General features: G+C 44.5%; 3 protein-coding genes. All 3 read right to left on the bottom strand.

What is annotated here, in order from left to right; genetic code table 11:
• Positions 1 to 672: 672 nt before the first annotated feature.
• From GXO76_13040 to GXO76_13030, 3 genes are read right to left on the bottom strand one after another with little or no spacing between them, the layout of a single operon-like run.
• Complete coding sequence (locus GXO76_13040; GenBank protein ID NOY78782.1) at positions 673 to 1,890, bottom strand: hypothetical protein; 1,218 nt, start codon at positions 1,888 to 1,890, stop codon at positions 673 to 675.
• Positions 1,891 to 1,901: 11 nt separating this feature from the next.
• On the bottom strand, positions 1,902 to 2,588 hold the full coding sequence (locus GXO76_13035) for a hypothetical protein (protein ID NOY78781.1): 687 nt from the start codon (positions 2,586 to 2,588) through the stop codon (positions 1,902 to 1,904).
• Positions 2,585 to 3,193, bottom strand: a complete 609-nt coding sequence (locus GXO76_13030) for a sigma-70 family RNA polymerase sigma factor (GenBank protein ID NOY78780.1) — start codon at positions 3,191 to 3,193, stop codon at positions 2,585 to 2,587. Before GXO76_13030 ends, GXO76_13035 begins: the two co-directional genes overlap by 4 nt.
• Between the last annotated feature and the right edge of the window lie 240 nt (positions 3,194 to 3,433).

Genomic DNA, 3,433 nt, shown 5'->3' with positions numbered 1-3,433 from the left:
GTCATTCCAAAAGCAGCCCACGATTTTAATCGTGGGATTTTATGAGAATAATCTTGAATTAAAAACCGTTTCAACGGTTTTAATTTTTTTTGAATGGCCACAAGCTTCAGAAGCTATGTAAAAATACCGCAAATCATATTATTGCCTGAAATCCACGGGCCGGTAATTTTCGTCAATCTAACACGTATTAAATTTTGAACAACTCCACTAATTTCAATCTGTTAATCTTTCGTGCCTATGGCACTTAAATTAATAAAGCTGCGTATTCACTACAAACATCTCGCACCTAACGGCGCTCTCCTACACGGATTGGTCAATCCTAAACTAACAGCATTAAATACAGTCCCGTAGGGACGGCATGTTTGTAGCCAATAAAAAAGAACCCTTAAAAAGTCCCTTAGGGACGATAGGTTCATAACTTCATTTTTACACAGCCTCTGAAGGTCGTGGCAATGAAAAGGGCCAGAAAATTCAACCCATTCAAATGATTTTTGGGAAAACACAAGGCCTAACGGTTCAACCGGCAAGTTGTCTTGAATTGTTTCATTGGAAAGAAAAGTCCAGTAGAGCCGAAAAGTTAGTGCCTATCGAAGTCAAAAGGAATGATCTCCAAGGATCTCCCCGTGAACCTAACGCCCTCGGCGAGACTTGAAGAGAATCGGGGGACTTTACTTATCTAAATTCACGTACTTCCACGCGCTTCTGAAAATCCCTGAATGTGATGTTCTTTTTGTGCAGATCTTCAATATCCGCCTTTTTTACGCGTAAAAGATAAAGATCCGGTCCCAAGCGATTTAAAAAGCCATTGGAGTGAAAAGTTACAACGACCCATTCCTCCGGCTTTAAAAAGCGGAGACTGAAACCGTACTGGCCAACGAGTTGAATAATCCGCTCATAATATTTGCGAACCGCTTTTTGTTGTTTTGCATTGCTTTTTGCCCGCACTGATTTATCGGAAGCAAAAGAAAACGGGATTGAGGGTAGCCCCAGTTGAGCGTTTCCCATGTTGAACCACACACCGTACCGGGGCAGCACATGCGCTTCCAGTGACCCCATGCCCCAAGAATTGCTCACCACCGTTTTCAACCCGGTTTTGAAAATCCGTTTCATAATTTCCAACTGCTTCTGGACTTCTTCAGAAGGTCTTGATCCCTTCTGAACCTTCGCCCAGAATTGACTCTCCGTTATTTTGCCGGAGCGAAAGCTCAAAATATCCGATTTTTTTACAGTAAACACCGCTGGCATCAAAACAGCAATGTCATTCAAGTCAAAATCCCAATCATAAAAAATAGTAATTTTCTGTTTTGGCAGCAGCAGATCGCCTACATCTGCATAATCTTCCAGAAATTCCCTGAAGCTCTGTTTATTCTTTTCAATTCCAGCTTTTATTTTTTCTAATTTCGCCGCACGGCGCGCTCTGTTTGCCTTTCTCATCTCTTCGAGACGCCGGGGAAGAGTTTGTTTCTTTTTCTTCAACAACTGCCTGAGACTATCACTTTTTGCCCCCTTATTGAATTCCTTTAAAACCGAGGGCAGCGCATCTTGCATTTCCTTAATCACAAGGGGTATTGCCTCCAGCGACTCGTTTATTGCTTTTTGCTGTGACTGGAGCAATTCATATTGTGCCCTCATTGCCTCTATTTGGATTTTAGGCGCTTTTACATCAAAAACAATCCCGTAATCGGGTAAATAAATGCCTTCAATTGAGTTGGAGGAGAAAAAATCTTTTTTGCTGTCTGAAAGCATTTCCTTAAGTACCCCCTTCATAATTTCCAATTCCTCCGAAATTTCAGCATTGGGGATATTCTTTTTCTGTTGAGCAAAACTTGGAATAACCACCCAAAAGACTATCGCAAAAAGGACTCCCAACGTCAGCAATTTCTTGACCATTTTCCCTCCACTCAATTTTTTTGCGAATGAATCGGATTTGCCGTTTCCTGCCGCTGACCCAGCCACTGCACCAACCGGCTGGTCTCCATGGCACGATTTTCACTTTCGGCCTTTAGCGCTTGAAAACCGGTTGCAATCAGGCTTAAATCATTCTGGCGCTGCCGGTACCACTGTTGATTCAACCGATCCACTACCAAAAGCAGGTTTTTCTGCTGTCGCGCTTCACTGGCTTGAATCAATTGGCTGACCACGGCCGCGGTTTTTGCCTGATAGCGATCGAGGATCGGCTCCCAATTGGGTTCAGTGATTTTTCCTTCGGAAACCGGCTGCCCAAAGGCAAATTGAAAACGGCCGTTTTTATAAGACAGTTCGGTTTTAGATATACCCAGGATGAGCAAAATCACCACGCCAAACGCCGCAGCCCAGCGAACCGGCTGCCGCCAGTTTTCCCAAAATGACCACCATTTTTCGCGAATCGTCGGGGATTGCGTGGCCAAAGCCGGGACAAACACCCATTTTTGGGCGGGGTCCACATCGGGCCAATGCCCCAGGACTTTGAGCGTCTCTTTAAATTCCTGAAAATCGGCCTGACACGCCTTGCACGTCTGTAAATGTTCTTCGAGTCTATTCTTTTGCTCCGGGGACACGTCTCCCAATAAATAATCCCCCCAAAGACTTTTCATTTCCTCACACGTCATGCCTGCCACACCTCCTTTGTCAAACCTCTTCGCTTAAAAACGCTTCGCAGAGCTTTCAAACCAAAATAAAAACGGGTTTTTGCGGTCCCTTCGGGAATATCTAAGACGTCTGCTATCTCCTGAAATTTCAATCCCTGGTAAAAACGCAGGATAATCACCATTCGTTGTTCTTCGCTAATTTCCTGTAAACTTCGATTGAGAACGACTTGTAAATGATTTTGATCCAATAGTTGCTCGGGGTTGTGCATAGTCGGATCCGCCAGAATCTGATCAAAACGTGTTTCCCCTTCACTCGTTCCGTCGATGGATCGATTCAAAGAAACGGCAGCCCGCTTCTTTCGTTGTCTCAAATGGTCCCTCGCCTGATTCGAAGCAATCCGGTAAAGCCACGGCGAGAATTTTCGGGGGTCCTTCAAACCCCGCAATTTTTTAAACACCTTCAAAAACGTTTGCTGCGCGAGGTCCTCGGCTTCCGGAATGTTGCCCACAAATCGCACGAGAAAATTTAAAACCGGTTTCTGCCAACGCCACACCAGCAAATTAAATGCATGCATGTCGCCCTGTTTAAACGATTCAATTAATTCCAAATCCGTTAAAGCCTGCAAAAAAATCCTCCGGAGTCCGATCAGTAAAAGCCATGCTCAATTGTAAACAATCGCTTATAAGACGAAAAAACGCTCCAAAAAGTTTGACCCTTTTTCGATCATCTAGGGTCAGGCTTTTCTATCCCGTGTGTCACACGTCTCGTCTTGCGAAAAATAGAAATCGGTTATTCACGCTTTTGCGCCGTGCACCATTCATCAGGAGCCGGTCCGGTCCTTTTCAGGAAATAGCCACCGGGCAAT

The organism is Calditrichota bacterium, from assembly GCA_013151735.1.
Lineage (GTDB): Bacteria > Zhuqueibacterota > JdFR-76 > JdFR-76 > BMS3Abin05 > BMS3Abin05.
The sequence above is the reverse complement of the archived record's forward strand: the minus strand, read 5'-3'. Positions and strand labels throughout refer to the sequence as shown.